Consider the following 2,274-nt stretch of genomic DNA (forward strand, 5'->3'; position numbering starts at 1 on the left):
CTGCAAATCTGCACAGGAGCAAAAGGAATAAAAATGCTCTACGACCCTTATTTTAAGGAATGCTTTAATCCTGAGTATGATCCGGAACGTCTCTCAGATATGCTCAGCGAAGTTATGAAAAGAAAGGTCAAAGTAAAGGAAGTTCTTCCCAACGACACAACCCGCCTTGGCGACGAAAGTTCGCTTATCATTACTGATATCGTTGTTGAACTGGAAGATGGCACCATTGCCAACGTCGAAGTACAAAAAATCGGCTATGCCTATACGGGAGAAAGAGCATCTTGCTACTCTGCAGATCTTTTGCTTCGTCAGTATAAACGAGTACGTGATCAGAGAAAAAAACTGTTCACCTACAAAGATGTTCATCCTGTCTATACAATAGTATTCATGGAAAGCAGCCCAAGCATTTTTAATGACCAACCTGACTGCTACATTCATAACTTCAGGACTACTTCTGATACTGGGATAAACCTCAACATGCTAGAAAATTTTATCTTTGTTCCGATTGATATTTTCCTTAACAATCTTCATAATAATGGTATAAAGAATAAGCTTGACGCATGGCTGACATTCCTCGGAAGTGATGAACCTGAGTATATCGTCCAGCTCATCCAGAAATATCCTCGTTTCAAAGCCATTTACGATGACCTTTACGAAACTTGTCTCAACGTAGAAAGGGGTATGGAAATGTTTTCAAAAGAACTTCAAATCCTTGATCGTAATACCGTAAAATACATGATTGATGAACTTCAGGAAGAGCTTGATTCCACTAAGGAAGAGCTTGATTCTACTAAGGAGGAACTTGATACTACTAAGGAAGAGCTTGATACTACTAAGGAAGAGCTTGATACTGCATACACGACAATTGCCAACAAAGACAAATCTATTGCTGATAAAGACAAAGCCCTCGCCGATAAAGACAATACCATCTCTACCAATGAAAAAATTATCGCCCAGCTCACAGCTGAACTCGAAGCATACAAAAAGCAAACATAATAATAATTGAATATTTAAAAGTAAAAGAGCATGCCCTAGATACAATTTCTCTAGAGCATGCTCTTTAGTCTTCAACGTCTTTTATGTAAAAGGTAACACAGTCCTAAATTCCCTCCAAAACACTTGCTATTCACAACATTCCTCATTTTTTGATTGACTCAACCAGAATACAATGTTTTAGCCAGATCATAAACCACTTTCTTCTGGCTCATCGTGAGGTTCTTGTAATAGTAAGCAAGCTCATCAAGCTGCTTGTTATCATCTCTTACCTTCTGAAGCTCCGACGCTTTTTCACAGGAATCGCCATATACAATACCACCATCATTGCTATTCCCATTATTATCTCCAATAGACGTCTGCTTGCTATAAGTAAGATTATCTTCATTAATCAGCTTGGATAACAACATATCCGCACTAATATCATAATACTTGGCAAGCGCATAGAGCTTATCCGCAGAAGGCACTATCCTCCCCGTTTCATATGCAGAATACGTGCCGCTTTTTACTCTTATCAGCTTCGCTATATCTTAGTCACTGTTCACTCGCTTTCAGCTCGCTTCAGTAACTAATTCGCGCATTCATTCCAATTCGCCTGCGGCGAGGAATGCGCTCACTACTGAATCATATTCTCACGAAATGCGCAGCATAGTGCGCATTTCTGTCTGATCATTAACATATCCTTCTCATATTTCCCAGCATCCTTCCGAAACTGCCTCAGCATCTCCTGAAGCGTCATATTTCCTTGTTCAATAGTTTTTCTTTGCATATGATAAATACCTCACTACACACGCACCAAAATATGAATTTACTAATAAAAAAATTTAAACATTAAGAAAACATTAAGAATTTTCGACGGTAAATCTTAAGAATTTTATGATAACCTAGATTTGTTGCTCATTTCTGAGCCATCAAAAATATCTGTTACTTCTATATTTCCGGCTGCTATGCCTTTAATCGGCAAGTATTTGTGAGTGGCAAACTATTTTTCATTTGTCGAAAACCGCTTCCCGTTTTTTTCTCAAATCACAAAAAACTTACCACTTGCACAGCCTAACAAATCCACAACAGTAACAACAGAAAGGAATTAATTAATGACAAATAATTTATTAAAACAATTCTTTCCGGTTCTAAAGACCGAAAAAGAAATCCTGGCAGAAATCTGCTCAAAACCAGAACTTTTTGTTCTCTTCACTTCCTGGACTGAATATCAGCAAAAAGAATTCCTGCAAATCTGCACAGGAGCAAAAGGAATAAAAATGCTCTACGACCCTTATTTTA

Annotated in this window: 3 protein-coding genes and 1 pseudogene; 2 read left to right on the forward strand and 2 right to left on the reverse strand. The window is 37.9% G+C overall.

Annotation, left to right across the window (positions count from 1 at the left end; all coding sequences use genetic code 11):
* On the forward strand, nucleotides 1–996 hold a 996-nt coding region (locus tag BM086_RS20335), incomplete at its 5' end, for a PD-(D/E)XK nuclease family transposase (protein ID WP_092332330.1).
* A gap of 158 nt (nucleotides 997–1,154) precedes the next feature.
* On the opposite strand, the gene BM086_RS20340 is transcribed toward BM086_RS20335, so the two are convergent.
* Together BM086_RS20340 and BM086_RS21200 are read right to left on the reverse strand one after the other, a co-directional pair.
* A complete protein-coding gene (locus BM086_RS20340) occupies nucleotides 1,155–1,520 on the reverse strand; it encodes a helix-turn-helix domain-containing protein (protein WP_092332335.1) in 366 nt (121 codons plus the stop codon).
* Between the two features lie 89 nt (nucleotides 1,521–1,609).
* Nucleotides 1,610–1,762: a hypothetical protein gene (locus tag BM086_RS21200; protein WP_175560409.1), complete on the reverse strand. Its 153-nt coding sequence runs from the start codon at nucleotides 1,760–1,762 to the stop codon at nucleotides 1,610–1,612.
* Between the two features lie 325 nt (nucleotides 1,763–2,087).
* Between BM086_RS21200 and BM086_RS20345 the strand changes: the two are divergent.
* Nucleotides 2,088–2,274, forward strand: a pseudogene (locus BM086_RS20345) (PD-(D/E)XK nuclease family transposase); the annotation flags it as partial.

The sequence above is a fragment of the Butyrivibrio sp. YAB3001 genome, from assembly GCF_900112195.1.
GTDB lineage: Bacteria > Bacillota > Clostridia > Lachnospirales > Lachnospiraceae > Butyrivibrio.

What these genes read in the sequence shown, in the direction of transcription:
- BM086_RS21200 (WP_175560409.1), bottom strand. Translation starts at nt 1,762, where the DNA reads ATGCAAAGAAAAACTATTGAACAAGGAAATATGACGCTTCAGGAGATG.